The following is a 15,736-nucleotide window of genomic DNA, read 5'->3' on the forward strand; positions in this document are numbered from 1 at the left end:
CGGACCCCCGTGGGATATTTCGATGAAGAAGAAGGGAAGCGTGCCGGGGCCGTGCCCGCCCATCTATGCAGGCGGTGGCCGCCTCACCGGGGGTATCGTCGCGGGGGCCTTGGACAGCTGCACCGCAAGGATGCCTGCCATGATGATGCCGACACCGATCACGTCGCTGAACCCCAGCTTTTCGCCAAGGACCAGCGCCCCGATGGCGACGCCGAAGAAGGGCGACAGGAAATGGAAGGTGGCGGCGCGAACCGCGCCGATGCGCTGGACGAGCAGGAACCAGATCCATGTTGCCGCCAGTCCCGGCACAAGGACGGTATAGATGAAGGCCCAGGCGAGCCGTCCGCTAACCGCCACATTCCAAGTCTCGAAAAACGGTGCGACGAGTGCGAGTGTGGCGGCACCGACCAGCATCTGCAGCCCGACGATCATCATCACGTTGCCGCCGGAACTGGCCCCTCGGACCGAGAGGGTGGCGATGGCCAGTGCCAGCGCCGCGACAAAGCCCATGGCGATGCCGATCGGATCGCTGCCGCCCTGCAGGCGCGCTCCCATGATGATCGCCACGCCGACCAGGCCAAGGCACAGCCCGCCGTAACCGAGCGGGCGCAGCCTTTCGCCCATGAAGATCCAGCCCATCGCCGCGACCATCAACGGCATGGTTGCCGCGATGATCGAGGCAAGCCCCGCCTCGATCCATTGCATGGCCACCCAGTTGAGCCCCAGGTAGAGCGCGTTCTGGCACAGCCCCAGCACGATCACCGCGCGCCACTGAAATCGGCTGAGCTTGCGCCAGGTTTGCCCCATTGCAAGGCCGATCGCGATCCCGATGACGCCGGACAGGGCGAAGCGCAGGGAAAGCGCCAGAAGCGGAGGAGCCTCGGTGACGATCATCCGTGTGGTCGTGAAAGCCGAAGCCCACATGACTGCGAAGCTCACCCCCATCAGGATCGCGCGAATATCCATGGACCGCCTTTCATGCAGATGATGCAAGACCGCTAGCAGAAGGCGGCGGTGACCGGAAGGGCGGAAAGGAAAAGGGCCGCGCCCTGTCGGGCACGACCCTTTGCATTCGCATTCCTGAGCAGGATCAGCTGTTGACGCTGTCCTTCAGAGCCTTGGCGACGGTCACCTTGACCTGCTTGTCAGCCGGCTTGGTCATCATTTCCTGGGTCTGCGGGTTGCGGACCTGACGCTCGGGACGAGCGCGGCAGGCGATCTTGCCGATCCCCGGCAGTGTGACTGCGCCGCCATTGGCGACTTCACGGGTCACGACCGCAGAGATCGCATCCAGAGCCGCGGCAGCAGATTTCTTGTCCGAACCCAATTCTTCGGCCAGAACCGCCACGAGCTGCGTTTTCGTCATCGGTTTTGCGGAAGGCGTTGCCATATATCTGTCTCCTCTCGCCCTGTTTCGCGCACTAACAATTTTGCGCCTTTTTCGGCATAAAGCTTGCTACACACGGTTTTGACCGGCAGATCAAGCCTTTTTCGCAAAACATGGGTAAACCAGCGCAAAATAGTCAAGTTGACGTTAGGTCAAAGGAATGCTGTTTCGCTGAATGACCGCAATTTACGCGAATGTATGCGTTCCAGAGGCATCTCGCGAAGCTTCTCCATCGCCCGGATTCCGATCAGCAGGTGGTTGGCGACCTGTGTGCGATAGAAATCCGTGGCCATGCCGGGCAGCTTCAGCTCGCCATGCAGCGGCTTGTCGCTGACGCAGAGCAACGTGCCGTAAGGCACCCGGAAGCGAAAGCCATTGGCGGCGATGGTGGCACTCTCCATGTCCAGCGCGACTGCGCGCGACAGCGACAGGCGATGGACCGGGCCGGAATGATCGCGCAGCTCCCAGTTGCGGTTGTCGATCGTGGCGACGGTGCCGGTGCGCATGATCCGCTTGAGCTCGTAACCGTCCAGCCTGGTGACCTCGGCCACAGCCTCTTGCAGGGCCACCTGCACCTCGGCCAGCGGCGGGATCGGCACCCAGACCGGCAGATCGTCGTCCAGCACGTGATCCTCGCGCAGATAGGCATGGGCGAGGACGAAATCGCCGAGGCTCTGCGAATTGCGCAGCCCCGCGCAATGCCCGACCATCAGCCAGGCATGCGGGCGCAGCACGGCGATATGATCCGTCGCGGTTTTCGCGTTGGACGGGCCGACCCCGATATTGACCAGCGTGATCCCCTGCGAATTGGCCCGCTTGAGGTGATAGGTCGGCATCTGCGGCATCTTCGCCAGCGGGGTCAGGGGGGCATCCGGCTCGCTGATCTCCTGGTTGCCGGGGGCGACGAAGGAGTCGTATCCAAGCAGGGGATCGGCTAGCGCCCGGCGGGCGAAGGCCTCGAACTCGTCCACGTAGAACTGGTAATTGGTGAACAGGACGAAATTCTGGAAATGCTCGGCCGCGGTGGCGGTGTAATGCTGCAGCCGCGCCAGCGAATAATCGATGCGCTGCGCGGTGAAGGCCGCCAGGTGCTGGCTGCCATCGGGCATCGGCGCGGCGACCCCGTTCACGATATCGTCGTTCATCGTGTTCAGCTCGGGCACGTCGAACACATCGCGCAGCGAGAATGTCAGCACGCCTTCCTGCGGCACGTTCAGGTCGTTCTGCGTGGCGACGGCGAAATGCACCGGCATCGGCGTCTCGCTGACCCCGACGCTGACGGGAACGCCGTGATTGCGCATCAGCAGGCCGATCTGCTCGGTCAGGTAGGTCCGGAACAGGTCGGGCCGGGTGATCGTGGCGGCATAGATGCCGGGCTCGGCGACATGCCCGAATGACAGCCGTGAATCGATCTTGCTGTGGCTGGTGACGGTCAGGCGCAGCTCGGGATAGAAGGCACGATACCGCGCCTGCGGTTGCTCGCCTGCCAGAAGCCGGGTGAAATGATCCAGCAGGAATCCCGTTGCCTCGTCATACAACTCGCACAGGCGGGCTGCTGCTGCGGCAGGGTCGGTGAACTGCTCGCGGGGGCCCATGGGCGGTGTCTCGACCGGCAGAAAACGCGAATCCGTATCCATCTGTTCTTTCCTTCTTTACCGTTACCCTGCCTGCACCATGCGCGACACGCAAGCATCTGGCGCAGGCGCGCCCGGATGGTTACCTTGCCGTCATGGAAATGCTGATATTCGGTCATGGCTACACCGCCGGTTACCTGACGCGCCTTGCTATTGCACGAGGCTGGCGCGTCACCGGCACCACCCGCAACCACCCCGAGCGCGTGGCCAGAGCAGGGGCCGACGCCCTGCTCTGGCCGGGGCAAGAGGACGATATTCGCCGCGCCATCGCGCGCGCCGATGCGATCCTGGTCTCTGCCGCCCCGACGGAAGTAGGCGACCCGGTCCTGGCGGCTTTCGCCGAAGAACTGGGCCGGGCGCGCCCGCACTGGCTGGGCTATCTGTCCACCACCGGGGTCTACGGGGACCGCAATGGCGGATGGGTGGACGAGACAAGCGATCTGGACCCCTCCACTGCGCGGGGGCGCAGCCGGGTGCGGGCCGAACAGGCATGGCAGGCATTGGCCGCCGCGCATGACCTGCCCCTGCATATCTTCCGGCTGGCCGGGATATACGGTCCCGGCCGCGGCCCCTTCGCCAAGCTGCGAGGTGGCACGGCACGGCGGATTGTCAAGCCGGGGCAGGTCTTTTCCCGCATCCATGTCGAGGATATCGCGCGAATCCTGATGGCCTCCATCGATGCGCCCGCGCCGGGGGCGGTCTATAACCTTTGCGACGACGATCCGGCGCCGCCGCAGGATATCATTGCCTGCGCCGCGCGGATGCTGGACATGCCGGCCCCCCCGGCTGTCGATTTCGAAGAGGCCGATCTGGGGCCCATGGCCCGCTCTTTCTATTCCGACAGCAAGCGCGTCTCGAACGCGCGGATCAAGCGCGACCTGGGGATCACGCTGAAATACCCGGATTACCGCAGCGCCCTTGCGGCGATCCTGAAGGCCGAGGCGGAGGAGTGATTGCCGCATTGCCATTGCCGCCGCCACATGCATGATTGCGCGTCATGACCACGGATTTCGACATTCTCATCGCGGGCGGCGGGCTGAACGGCCCGACATTGGCGCTGGCCCTTGCCGGGGCCGGGATGCGCGTGGCCGTGGTCGATCCCCGCCCCGCCGATGCAAGATCGGCAGAGGCCTTCGATGGCCGCGCCTACGCCCTCGCCGTGGCGTCGCAGCGGCTGCTGAAGGCGCTCGGCATGTGGGGAGACCTGGCCGACAAGTGCCAGCCGATCCACCAGGTCAAGGCCTCCCAGGGACAACCCGGCGAAGGTGCCGCCCGCTTCTTCCTGCATTTCGACAGTGCCGAGATCGAGGAAGGTCCGGTCGGCTTCATGCTAGAGGACCGCTTCCTGTATCGCGCCTTGCTATCCGCGATGGACGGGCAGGTGACGCATATGCCGGGGGTCTCGGTGATCGGCCAACAGGTCGGGGCGGCGCATGTTACGGCAGAACTGTCGGATGGGCGGCTGGTCACGGCGCGCCTGCTGATCGGCGCGGATGGGCGCGGCTCGGGCGTGGCAGAGCGTGCCGGGATCACGCGGCGCGGATGGGATTACGGCCAGACGGCGCTGGTGGCGGCGATCGACCACGACTTGCCGCATGAGGGCATCGCGCATCAGTATTTCATGGCGACCGGACCGCTGGCGATCCTGCCGCTGCCCGGCAATCGCAGCAGCGTGGTCTGGTCGGAGACCGAAGCCAATGCCGCTGCCATCAAGGCCCTGCCGGATGCAGAGTTCCTGCAGGTGCTGCGGCCCCGCTTTGGCGATTTCCTCGGCAAAATTTCCCTCGCCGGTCAGCGCTTTTCCTATCCGCTCAGCCTGTCGCTGGCCGAAGCCTATGCCGCACCGCGTGTCGCCCTTGTCGGCGATGCGGCGCATGGCGTGCATCCGGTTGCCGGGCAGGGGCTCAATCTCGGACTGCGCGATGTCGCGGCGCTGGCCCAGACATTGGTCGAGGCGGCCCGGCGTGGCGAGGATATCGGCGCCGAAGATGTGCTGGAGCGGTACCAGCAATGGCGGCGTTTCGACGCGACCAGCCTTGCCCTTGAGATGGATGCCGTGAACCACCTGTTCGCCAGCGGCAACCCGCTGCTGAGCGGCTTGCGGGGCGCGGGCATGGGGGCCGTCACCGCCCTGCCGGGACTTCGCCGGCGCTTCATGCGGCAGGCCGCCGGGCTGTCCGTGGACCCGATGCCGAGATTGCTGGCGGGGCAGTCGTTATAGGATCTGTCAGGGTGCCCTCGGGCCGGATGGGCTTGCGTCCCGCGATGGCCGGGGGCGCTTCGCCCCCCGGACCCCCAGAGGATATTTGCATGAAGAAGAAAGGGCGGGCTGGCATGTGCAATTTGGTTAGTATGTTTTTCGTACTGACTTGGGCGGTTTCGTTTCCAGACGCTGCCTGGCGTGTCATGTGACCCTCGCAAATCGCCGCAATTTACAGTGCAACGCGCGCTACCTGTGTACAGGCTGTGTACGCGCTGTGTACATGTTGTGCACAGCTTGTGCAGCCGAAAACCCAGCATTTACTGGGAAAACTGAGCGGCTGTTGCGTCACTGTGCCTTTGCAGCGCGCGCTGCTGTTGCGTCTTCTGTCCAGAGGCGTCGCGTCTAGCCCCGGACCAGCATCGGTAACCATAGCGTCAGCGCCGGGAATAACAGGATCAGCACGACCCGGACGAGTTCGGCGAGGAAGAAGGGCATCACGCCCTTGAATGTGTCGGACATCGGCACATCCTTGGCCAGCGCCGAGATGACGAAGACATTCATGCCGACCGGCGGCGTGATGAGGCCCAGCTCGACCACGATCAAAGCTATGATTCCGAACCATATTTTCAGGTCTTCGGTGGACATGCCAAAGGCTGCGCCATCGGCGGCCTGGTAGATGCCGCCATTCAGTTCGGACAGGACCGGCCAGAAGAACGGGATGACCAGCAGGATCATCGACAGGCTGTCCATCAGGCAGCCCAGGGCGATCAGGCCGACCAGCAGCAGGATCATCACCGTCATCGGCGCATGGCCCGAATTGATGATCCATTCTGCCGTGGCCTGTGGCAGTCCGGCGCGGCTCATGAAGATTTTCATCATCTCGGCGCCTAGCAGGATCAGGTAGATCATGCCGGTCGTGCTTGCCGTTTCCTTAAGGGATTCAATCAGTTCGCCGATGCGGATCTGGCGTGTTACCGCACCGTAGAGCCAGACCATGACAACTCCGATCGCGGCGGCGGGCGTCGGCGTGTACAGCCCCGCATAGATCCCGCCCAGCACGATCCCGAAGATCAGCAGCACCGGGATCACCCCGATGGTTGCCTCGCGGAACTCGCCCGGCTCGACACCGCCATGCGCCGGGCCGGCCTTGGGATTGATCGCGACATAGATCGCGATGGTCAGCAAAAACAGGATTACTGCAAGAATGCCGGGCAGCAGGGCGGCGGCGAACATGTCAACGATGCTGGCCTCGACGATGACGGCATAGACGATCAGCACGACCGAAGGCGGTATGAGGATTCCAAGCACCCCTCCGGCCGCCAGCGATCCGGTGGCAAGCGCGCCGGAATATTTGTAGCGCGACAGTTCCGGCAGGGCGACGCGCCCCATGGTCACCGCCGTCGCCAGTGAGGATCCGCAGACCGCGCCGAACCCGGCGCAGCTTGCAATCGAGGCCATCGCGGTTCCACCCGGCATCCGGCCGAGCCATGCATTGGCAGCGCGGAACAGTGCCCGCGACAGCCCCGCACGTGAGGCCAATGCGCCCATCAGGACGAACATCGGCACGACCGAAAGATCGTAGATCGAGAACTGCCCATAGGCGAGCGTCTTGAGCTGGCTCAGCATCAGCGCCGGACCATCCATCATGGTCACGCCGATCCCGCCCACCAGGATCATCGCGTAGGCGATTGGAATGCGGATCGCGATCAGGGCGACAAGGACGATCAGCGCGATGACGCCAAGGGTGATCGGATCGGTCATGCGTCAGGTCCCGGCGAATATGCGCGTGTTTTCAAGGAAGGTGACGATGGCGGCCAAGGCCAGCAACACAAGGGAAATCAGGATCGGTACGAAGCCCCACCAGAGCGGAATCTGCAGGATGGCGCTGGTGTAGTTATAGGCCTTCTGATCGAGCAGGCCGAAATACATCCGCCATGTCAGAAAGCCGGCAAACAGCACCGCGATCAGTGCGGCCAGACAGGTGAAGGCCGCGATGGTGCGCGGACTGGCCCTGGCGGTGAAGATATCCGCCGTGACATTGGCGCCGGTGATCTGGGTGTAGGGCAGAAAGCTGAAGGCGGCGACGGCGACCCCGATCTCGGTCAATTCGAAATCGCCGGGGAAGGGCTTCCAGACGACGCCGCCGATGACCGAGAAGAAATTGATCAGCACGACCGCAAGCAGGACCATGCCGCCTGCAAGCGCCCACAAGGTCGCAGCGGCGGCGACCGCACCGGGAAACCCGCTGCGGCCCAGTTTCAGATCCAGCGCCATCACTGGGCTCCGGCGTTCTCGGCGATCAATCCGCGGGCTTTCTCGACAAGGCCCGCACCGTCGATACCGCTGTCAGAGACCTCTTCGATCCAGCGATCGACGACCGGGGCCATTGCCTGCCGGAAGGTCTCGGTCTCTTCCTCGGACAGGGCGATATAGGTATTGCCCGAATCCACCGCGATCTTGAGACCATCATCATCGGCCTTGCGCCAGATCTCGCCGACCTTCGCCCACCAGTCGCGATTCGACGCATCCCGGAATGCCTGCTTGATATCGTCGGGCAGACTGTCCCAACGAGCCTGGTTCATCGCTACCTGGAAGGTGGTATTGCCGAAGCGTTCCTGGTTGTTAAGCTCGATCTGGTATTCCGTCTGATCCTGGATTTTCAGCGGTGGGATGATCTCCCACGGGATCAGCGCTCCGTCCACCACGCCTTTTTGCAGGGCGGTCGGCAGTTCGGGAACCGGCATCGCGGTCGGTGCGGCGCCAAGGGATTCGATGACCCACGCACCGGTGCGCGTGGGAATCCGCAGCTTGGTTCCTGCGGTGTCGCCGGGGCTGCGCACTTCCTTGTCGCGCATTTGCAGCGCCTGTCCCGCATGAACATGCAGGAACATCACCTCGACGCCCTTGTAGTCCTCTTTCAGGTCGCTTTCGAACATGTCATGCATGGCGAGATTCGTTGCAACCGGATCGTTCTTGTAGACGGTCGGCAACTCGAAGGCCTCGCTGCGCGGGAACAGGCCCGGCGTGTAGCCGTTCACGGTCCAGATCAGATCGACCACGCCATCGCGCACCTGCTGGATCAATTCGGGCGGGCGTCCGCCAAGCGTCATGGAAGGAAAGATCTCGATCTTGACGCGACCGCCGGAGTTTTCCTCCACGGCCTTCGCCCAGGGTTCGAGCATGTTGACCTGTGCCGAGGCATTCGCGCTCAGCGGCTGGTGCAGCTTGAAGGTGAATTCCTGTGCCAGCGCCCGTCCGGCCCCGGTCATCACGGCGGCACCGGCAGCCAGCCCGCCAAGTACGGTTCTGCGTTTCATCTTTCCTCCCTTTCGTTGCGATCCAGACCCGTCGAGGGAGAATGGATCACCTTGGACTATAGCCATCCCTCGCCGATAAAGACAATTTGGCGCTGTGCATGACCTGCATCAAAAATTTAGATGAAGCAGTCCGGCTCGGGTTCCCGCCTCACGGTTCGGCGTATGGTATCAACGACCAGATCGCGGAACCAGCCATACATCGGGGAATGATGGGTTCGCGCGGTCCAGACCATGTGGATCTCGAACTCCCCGGGATAGGGGCAGGGCCGCAACGCCAACCGGTCGGCCATGGGTTCCGCCAGCCGTACCGGAAGAGTCGAGATCAGGTCGGTTCCCGGCAGCAACTCATCGAGCCCTGCGGGGCTGGGGATCTGGATCACTTCATTCAGTTTCCGGCCGTCATTCTCGAGATCGACGAGGAAGCGCGACCGCCAGTCGCCGCCATAGTTGACGGTCAGGTGATTGGCCGCGGTATAGGCGTCTTTCGTCAACTTGTCCGAAGCCAGCGGGTTCGACGGGTCCATGATGCAGCAATACCGCTCGGCCAGAACCGTGCGGCAATAGAAGCCGTCCTCATCCGGCCTGATCGGCCCGATCAGCACATCCGCAATCCCGCGTTTGAGCAGATCCGGCCCCTGATTGGTCGAATTGACCTGCCCGAGGCGCAGCCCCGGCGCCTGTTTGCGCAGCGCGCGGATCACCTGCGGAAGGATGACCAGCCGTTCATAGTGATTGCAGGCGATGGACAGGGTCTGGTCCGCTTCGGCAGGCTCGAAAGTGGCGGACGAGATCATCGCCTCGAACATGTCCAGCATATCCGATGCTTGCTGAACGAGCTGTTCGCATCGCTCGGTCGGGACGACCTTGCCGCCGAGGCGAAAGAACAACGGGTCGTTGAATATCCGGCGCAGCTTGTCGACCGTGTAGCTGACCGCCGACTGGTTGACGCCCAAGGCCGTGGCCGCCGCCGTGAAGGACCGCAGCTCAAAGACCAGCCGCAGCGTTCGCAGCGCAGCGAAATCAACGCCCAAGGGCAGCGAGTTCTTCATGCAGGCGATCCTCCTTTTCATCACCCATGATACATATTTTTGATTGTGCCAATCAATTCCATCCAATTGTCTGATGGTCGTTCGCCCTCGTATAGTCGGCCAAACTCGGGCAGGGCTCGTGACGGAGGAGAAGGTGGAGGATACCGGCAATGGCTACGGCGCCAGTAAATGACAGCGTGACGGTTCATCGGCTGATCGATGATCCATACCCGGTCTATGCGGAAATGCGGGCGAATACGCCGGTAGTTCAGGTGCCTTCCGTCAAGCGCACGATGCTGACCAAGGCCGAGGATTGCCGGATGGTCAAGGACAACCCGGCGCTGTTCAGTTCCAACGATCCCACGACCCCGATGGAAAAGGCGTTTGAGGCGCATACGCTGATGCGCAAGGATGGTGAGGAGCATCTGCGCGAACGCAACGCGATGATGCCGACATTCTCGCCCCGGAATCTCAAGACGATCTGGGGCCCGATGTATGAACGCTACGCCGCGGAATATCTCGATCGCCTGCCTAAGGGCGAGGTTGTCGATCTTTTCCCGACGCTTGCCGGCCCATTGGCCGCCCGGATACTCGCCGAATGCATGGGCATCCCCGATGCGAGCGACGAACAGATGCAGTTCTGGAGTCAGGCGCTGATCGACGGGGCGGGCAATTTCGGCTGGTTCGACGAGCCTTTCGAACGGGTTGCCCGCGCCAACAGGGAGATGAACCTGATCATCGAGGGAAACGCGGAGCGGGTGAAGGCCACTCCGGACCAGTCCGCCCTGTCGGTGATGCTGAACGCCGAGGATCCGATCCCGTGGAGCCAGATCGTTGCCAATATCAAGATTGCCATAGGCGGAGGCATCAACGAACCGCGCGACGCCTTGCTGACGATAGTCTATGGGCTTCTGAGCAATCCCGACCAGTTGGAGGCCATCACGGCTTCGGGCAACTGGTCGGGGGCATTCGAGGAAGGCGTGCGTTGGGTTGCGCCGATCCAGGCCAGCTCGCGGCTGGTGCTTGAGGACACAGAAATCCGCGGTTGCGATATCCCCAAGGGAACGGTGGTGATGACCATCCAGGCATCGGCCAATCACGACGAGGATCTGTACGAGAATGGCCATCTTTATGACGCCCTGCGCAAATCGCAGCCGCATCAAAGCTTTGGCAGCGGGCCGCATCATTGCATGGGAACGCATATGGCGCGCATGACGGTCGGCAGGCTGCTGCTGCCGATCCTGTTCGAGCGCTTCCCGAACATGCGGCTTGAAAATCCCGGGGACGTGGTCTGGAGGGGTTTCGGCTTTCGCGGTCCGATCAACATGCCCGTCCGCCTGAACTAGGGAGCGGAACGATGCCTCGTATCACCTTTATCGCGGCAGACGGCGCTGAAACGGTAGTGGATGCCGGGACGGGCGACAGCCTGATGCAGGTTGCGCGTGCCCATAACGTCGATGGAATCCTTGCGGAATGCGGCGGCGAGATGATGTGCTCGACCTGTCATGTCTATGTCGAGGGCGATTGGCTGGACAGGACCGGCGCAGCCGATGAGGACGAGCGCGACATGCTGGATTTCTCTCCTTGCGAGATCACCGATGCAAGCCGCCTCTCCTGCCAGGTGAAGATCACCGAGGACATGGACGGGCTGGTGGTCCGCTTGCCCGAGCGGCAGGTCTAGGCCATGGAGCGCGTCGTCGTCATCGGCACGGGGCAGGGCGGTTTTCAACTCGCCGCCAGCTTGCGGCAAGAGGGATTTTCCGGGCGGATCACACTGATCGGGGAAGAGCCGGGGCTGCCCTATCAACGCCCGCCGCTTTCCAAGGACTATCTCAAGGACGGCAACGATGCGCGCCTGCTTCTGAGGGCGCCGGATTTCTACGAGCAGCAGCGCATCGAGATCATCGGCTCGACCCGCGTGGCCGGCATCGACCGGGCGGCGATGGAGGTAGAGACCGGGGAAGGCGCGCGCATCGCCTATGACCATCTGGTACTGGCGACGGGTAGCAGGAATCGCATCCCACCCATTCTTGGGCTGGATCGGCCCGACGTGTTGGCGCTACGGACGCTTTCCGACGCAAGGGCCTTGCGGGATCGTGTGGAGCAGATGCGCCGGGTGGTCGTCATCGGTGGCGGGTTCATCGGGCTGGAATTCGCCGCTGTGGCACGGGCGTGCGGTATAGAGGTGGTTGTCGTCGAGGGTGCGGATCGGTTGATGGGCCGGGCGGTCGCGCCCATGATTTCGCGGCATTTTCTGGACGCGCATAGCGATTGGGGTTCGTCGGTGCATCTTGGACAGTTCGCGGAGGCGGTCACCGATGCGAAAGGCTCGCTTGCGGTGCGGCTTGGGGACGGTTCGGAAGTCTCCGGCGATACCGTGGTTCTTGCTGCCGGAGTGATCGCAAATGACTCGATTGCCGAGGACGCCGGTCTGACCACCGATGACGGTATTGTCGTGGACGATCTCTTGCACAGTTCCGATCCGGATATTTCGGCGCTCGGCGATTGCTGCCGCTTTGTCGAGCCGGTCAGCGGTGTGGCGGCTCGTCTGGAATCGGTGCAGGCGGCAACCGATCACGCACGGACCATCGCGGCGAGACTGGTTGGCCGACCCAAACCCTATGGCGCGGTCCCCTGGTTCTGGAGCAACCAGGGTGATCGCAAGCTGCAGATCGCGGGCTATGCTCCGGATGCCGATGACTGGCATGTTGCCGAGGCCGATGGCAAGCTGGCGGTTTTCTGTTTCGCGGGTGACAGGCTCGCAGCAGTTGAAACGGTTGGCAATGCCGGGGCACATATGGCTGCGCGCAGGCTTCTGGCGAGTGAGGGGCGAGTTCCGCGAAAAGTGCTGGAGGCTGTGGGTTACGATCTCAAGGCGGTCATGGCGGCGGCCTGAGCGAACGGGAATGCAAGGGGAGGGATGACGCGATGGAATATGGTTTGCTGATTGATAACAAGGACGTGTCCGCGAGTGGCGGGACGTTCGAGCGAGTGAATCCGGTCGATGGCAAGGTTGCCACCACGGCGGGCGCGGCACGGGCAGAGGATGTCGACAGGGCCGTTCAATCGGCCGCTGCCGCGTTCCAGACATGGTCGAAGACCGGCCCTTCCGAGCGCCGCAAGATCCTGAACAAGGCCGCCGATATCCTGGATGAATGGACCCCGCGCTTCATCGAACACGGCATTGCCGAAACGGGTGGTAGCGGGCCTTGGCACAGCTTCAACATGATGTTCGCCGCAAAGATCCTGCGTGAAGCTGCCGCTATCACGACGCAGATCAAGGGCGAGGTCATCCCCTCGGACAAGCCCGGGTCGCTGGCGATGGGTTATCGTCAGCCTATAGGGGTGCTGGTAGGTATGGCACCATGGAATGCCGCGCAGATCCTTGGCGTGCGCTGTTTCGCCATGCCCATCGCCTGCGGCAATACCGTCGTCATGAAAGCGTCGGAGAAATGCCCCGGCACCCATCGCATGCTGGGCGATGCGATGCGCGAGGCGGGCTTGCCCGACGGGGTGCTGAACATCGTCACCCATGACGCCAAGGACGGGCCCGAGGTTGTGAATGCGCTGATCGATCATCCCTTGACCCGGCGCATCAATTTTACCGGCTCGTCGCGCGTCGGCAGGATCATCGCCGAGCGGGCGGCGAAGCATCTCAAGCCCTGCCTGCTGGAGCTTGGCGGAAAATCACCGCTTGTCGTGCTGGATGATGCCGATATCGACGGGGCGGTGAACGCGGCAAAATTCGGTGCTTTCATGAATCAGGGTCAGATCTGTATGTCGACGGAAAAGCTGATCGTGGACCAAAAGGTGGCGGATGAATTCGTTGCGGCTCTCGTGGCGAAAACGGCTGAATTGAAAACCGGCAATCCCGCAGAGCAGGTCCACATCGCCGCCTGCGTGGATCGCGATACGGTGGACCATGTTGCGGAACTGATCGAAGATGCGCGGGCGAAGGGCGCGACGATCGCCGTTGGTGGCGATGTTCCGGCAGAGGGCGCGATCATGGTGCCGACCATCGTGGATCATGTGACGCCCAAGATGCGGATCTATGGCGAGGAAAGCTTTGGTCCGGTCACTGCCGTCATTCGGGCACGGGATACCGATCATGCGGTCGAGATCGCCAACGACACCGAATACGGCCTGACCGCCGGCGTGTTCGGGCAGGATCTGCGCCGGGCGATGGAGGTTGCGCAGCGTATCGAAAGCGGCATCTGCCATATCAACGGCCCCACGGTGTTCGACGAACCGCAAATGCCCTTCGGCGGCGTCAAGCACTCGGGCTATGGCCGTTTCGGTGGTGATGCGGGGATCGCCGAGTTCACCGAGTTGCGGTGGATCAGCATCGAGGACCCCGCCCAGCATTACCCGATCTGAGCGTCAGCGGGGCCGATCAACGACAAGGAGGCCGCAGATGGTCGAAACAAGCGCCGGTGCGGCTTTGGCGGCGAGGTTGGGAAGCCTCGGTGTCGACTATATCTTTGCCAATTCGGGCACGGATTTTCCGCCGATCATCGAGGGATTGGCCGAGGCGGCGGCCAAGGACATGCCCCTGCCCAAGGCGGTAACGGTCCCGCATGAAGGCGCCGCCATGGCGATGGCCCATGGCTATACGCTGGCAACCGGCAAGCCGCAGGCGGTGATGGTGCATACCAATGTCGGACTCGCCAATGCCGCCATCGGGGCGATCAATGCGCGTGCGGATAATGTGCCGATGCTGTTGTTCTCGGGGCGGACGCCAACCACCGAGAAGGGCCGTTTCGGCGCGCGCACGGTGCCGATTGGCTGGGGGCAGGAAATGCTGGATCAGCATGCGCTGGTCCGCGAGGCCTGCAAATGGGATTACGAGTTGCGCTTTCCCGAGCAGGTGGCGGAACTGACCGACCGTGCCCATGGCATCGCTTGTTCGGTGCCGCGCGGTCCGGTCTATATCTCGCTCCCGCGCGAGGTATTGTGCGAGCCGGTTTCCCTTCCGCAAGAGCCCGCTGCAATGCGGCCTGCCCGCTCCATGGCGCATCCCGAAGACATCGCGATGGCGGCGAAAGCACTGGCTGCTGCGAAATCTCCGGTGATCTTTGCGCAGCGGGGGGCGGGTTCCGCCCAGGCATTTGCGGCGCTGACGAAACTTGCCGAGGACTGGGCGATCCCGGTTTGTCAGTATTGGGCATTGCAGGTGGCGATCCCCACGGATCACCCCATGGCGACCGGACATGATCCCGGCCCCTGGCTGGCCGAGGCGGATGTCGTCCTGGTTCTGGACAGCCTCGCCCCCTGGCAGCCCGAGCGGCACGCACCAAGGCCCGACGCCACGGTCATCCAGTTGGGGCAGGATCCGCTATTCGCGCAGACGCCGATACGGAATTTCCGTTCGGACCTGTCCTTGCCCGGTGATCTGGGTGACAATGTCCTGGCATTGGCCGATGCTATGGCAGGTCTCGATCCCGGATCGCGCAGCGAACGTTTCGCGGCAATCGCCGAAAGAAACGCGGCAAGCTGGGCCGAGCGTGACGAGGCGCGGCAAAAGGACGCCAAGGGTCCGCATCTGACCAAACGCTGGATCAGTGGCGAAGTCGCGGCGCTGGCGGAACGGGAGGACGGCACGATATTCGGTGAACTCGGCGCGCGGTTCCCGGATATGCGGCTGAAAACGCCTCATGCCTGGTATGAAAGCCCGCATTCCGGCGGTCTTGGTTTCGGTCTGCCCGCGAGCATGGGCTACAAGCTGGCGATGCCCGAACGGCTGGTCATTTCGACGACGGGCGATGGCTCGTACATGTTCGCCAATCCGGTGGCCTGCCATCAGGTCGCCACGGCACTGGGAATTTCGGTGCTCGTCATCGTGCTCAACAATTCCGAATGGGGCGCGGTGCGGGCCTCGGTCGAACAGCTTTACCCACAGGGTTTCGCCGCCAGAACCAACCAGATGCCGCTGACCGACCTTTCGCCATCGGCCGATTATGCAGCGGTCGCCGAGGCTTGCGGGGCATGGGCGCGAAAGGTGTCCGATCATGATGGCTTTCGCGCGGCACTGATCGAGGCAGTCGAGCATGTCCGTGCTGACCGGGGCCTCGCACTGATCGAGGCAAGCATTTTGCGCGATTGAAAAGGTCTCCGCGATGCGGATAGCAGGGGCGACCGACCGAAGCTTCATCAAACCGTGATCTTTC

Annotated in this window: 14 protein-coding genes; 7 read left to right on the plus strand and 7 right to left on the minus strand. The window is 63.0% G+C overall.

From position 1 onward, the window contains the following. Positions 1-63 precede the first annotated feature (63 nt). The 3 genes from JHX88_RS02100 to JHX88_RS02110 form a co-directional block, all read right to left on the minus strand. On the minus strand, positions 64-966 hold the full coding sequence (locus tag JHX88_RS02100; RefSeq protein ID WP_076522578.1) for a DMT family transporter: 903 nt from the start codon (positions 964-966) through the stop codon (positions 64-66). A gap of 124 nt (positions 967-1,090) precedes the next feature. Next, complete coding sequence (locus JHX88_RS02105; RefSeq protein ID WP_076522579.1) at positions 1,091-1,390, minus strand: HU family DNA-binding protein; 300 nt, start codon at positions 1,388-1,390, stop codon at positions 1,091-1,093. Between the two features lie 149 nt (positions 1,391-1,539). Continuing rightward, positions 1,540-3,024: an AMP nucleosidase gene (locus JHX88_RS02110; RefSeq protein WP_076522580.1), complete on the minus strand. Its 1,485-nt coding sequence runs from the start codon at positions 3,022-3,024 to the stop codon at positions 1,540-1,542. 92 nt (positions 3,025-3,116) lie between these two features. Here JHX88_RS02110 and JHX88_RS02115 point away from each other — a divergent pair, with 92 nt between their 5' ends. Both JHX88_RS02115 and JHX88_RS02120 read left to right on the plus strand, forming a co-directional pair. Next, positions 3,117-3,974 (plus strand): SDR family oxidoreductase, encoded by an 858-nt coding sequence (locus JHX88_RS02115; RefSeq protein WP_076522581.1) that lies wholly within the window; start codon positions 3,117-3,119, stop codon positions 3,972-3,974. Positions 3,975-4,018: 44 nt separating this feature from the next. Then, on the plus strand, positions 4,019-5,242 hold the full coding sequence (locus tag JHX88_RS02120; RefSeq protein WP_076522582.1) for a UbiH/UbiF/VisC/COQ6 family ubiquinone biosynthesis hydroxylase: 1,224 nt from the start codon (positions 4,019-4,021) through the stop codon (positions 5,240-5,242). Positions 5,243-5,626: 384 nt separating this feature from the next. On the opposite strand, the gene JHX88_RS02125 is transcribed toward JHX88_RS02120, so the two are convergent. The 4 genes from JHX88_RS02125 to JHX88_RS02140 all read right to left on the minus strand — a co-directional run bounded on the left by JHX88_RS02125 (position 5,627) and on the right by JHX88_RS02140 (position 9,590). Further along, complete coding sequence (locus JHX88_RS02125) at positions 5,627-6,985, minus strand: TRAP transporter large permease (protein WP_076522583.1); 1,359 nt, start codon at positions 6,983-6,985, stop codon at positions 5,627-5,629. Positions 6,986-6,988: 3 nt separating this feature from the next. Then, on the minus strand, positions 6,989-7,498 hold the full coding sequence (locus tag JHX88_RS02130) for a TRAP transporter small permease (protein ID WP_076522584.1): 510 nt from the start codon (positions 7,496-7,498) through the stop codon (positions 6,989-6,991). Beyond that, the gene (locus JHX88_RS02135; protein ID WP_076522585.1) at positions 7,498-8,541 is read right to left on the minus strand and encodes a TRAP transporter substrate-binding protein; all 1,044 of its coding nucleotides are present in this window, start codon (positions 8,539-8,541) and stop codon (positions 7,498-7,500) included. The genes JHX88_RS02130 and JHX88_RS02135 overlap by 1 nt, the downstream gene beginning before the upstream one ends. Before the next feature lie 116 nt (positions 8,542-8,657). After that, positions 8,658-9,590, minus strand: coding sequence for a LysR family transcriptional regulator (locus tag JHX88_RS02140; RefSeq protein ID WP_076522586.1), 933 nt, complete (start codon positions 9,588-9,590; stop codon positions 8,658-8,660). A gap of 149 nt (positions 9,591-9,739) precedes the next feature. Between JHX88_RS02140 and JHX88_RS02145 the strand changes: the two genes are divergently transcribed. Genes JHX88_RS02145 through JHX88_RS02165 form a run of 5 tightly spaced genes read left to right on the plus strand, consistent with a single transcriptional unit; the run spans position 9,740 to position 15,672 of the window. Then, complete coding sequence (locus tag JHX88_RS02145; protein WP_076522587.1) at positions 9,740-10,915, plus strand: cytochrome P450; 1,176 nt, start codon at positions 9,740-9,742, stop codon at positions 10,913-10,915. Between the two features lie 11 nt (positions 10,916-10,926). After that, positions 10,927-11,250, plus strand: a complete 324-nt coding sequence (locus JHX88_RS02150) for a 2Fe-2S iron-sulfur cluster-binding protein (RefSeq protein WP_076522588.1) — start codon at positions 10,927-10,929, stop codon at positions 11,248-11,250. Positions 11,251-11,253: 3 nt separating this feature from the next. After that, the gene (locus JHX88_RS02155) at positions 11,254-12,465 is read left to right on the plus strand and encodes an NAD(P)/FAD-dependent oxidoreductase (RefSeq protein WP_076522589.1); all 1,212 of its coding nucleotides are present in this window, start codon (positions 11,254-11,256) and stop codon (positions 12,463-12,465) included. Between the two features lie 32 nt (positions 12,466-12,497). Further along, positions 12,498-13,946, plus strand: coding sequence for an aldehyde dehydrogenase (locus JHX88_RS02160; protein ID WP_076522590.1), 1,449 nt, complete (start codon positions 12,498-12,500; stop codon positions 13,944-13,946). A 37-nt stretch (positions 13,947-13,983) separates the two neighbouring features. Further along, positions 13,984-15,672, plus strand: coding sequence for a thiamine pyrophosphate-requiring protein (locus JHX88_RS02165; protein ID WP_076522591.1), 1,689 nt, complete (start codon positions 13,984-13,986; stop codon positions 15,670-15,672). The last annotated feature ends 64 nt before the right edge of the window (positions 15,673-15,736 follow it).

The sequence above is a fragment of the Paracoccus saliphilus genome (assembly GCF_028553805.1).
Lineage (GTDB): Bacteria > Pseudomonadota > Alphaproteobacteria > Rhodobacterales > Rhodobacteraceae > Paracoccus > Paracoccus saliphilus.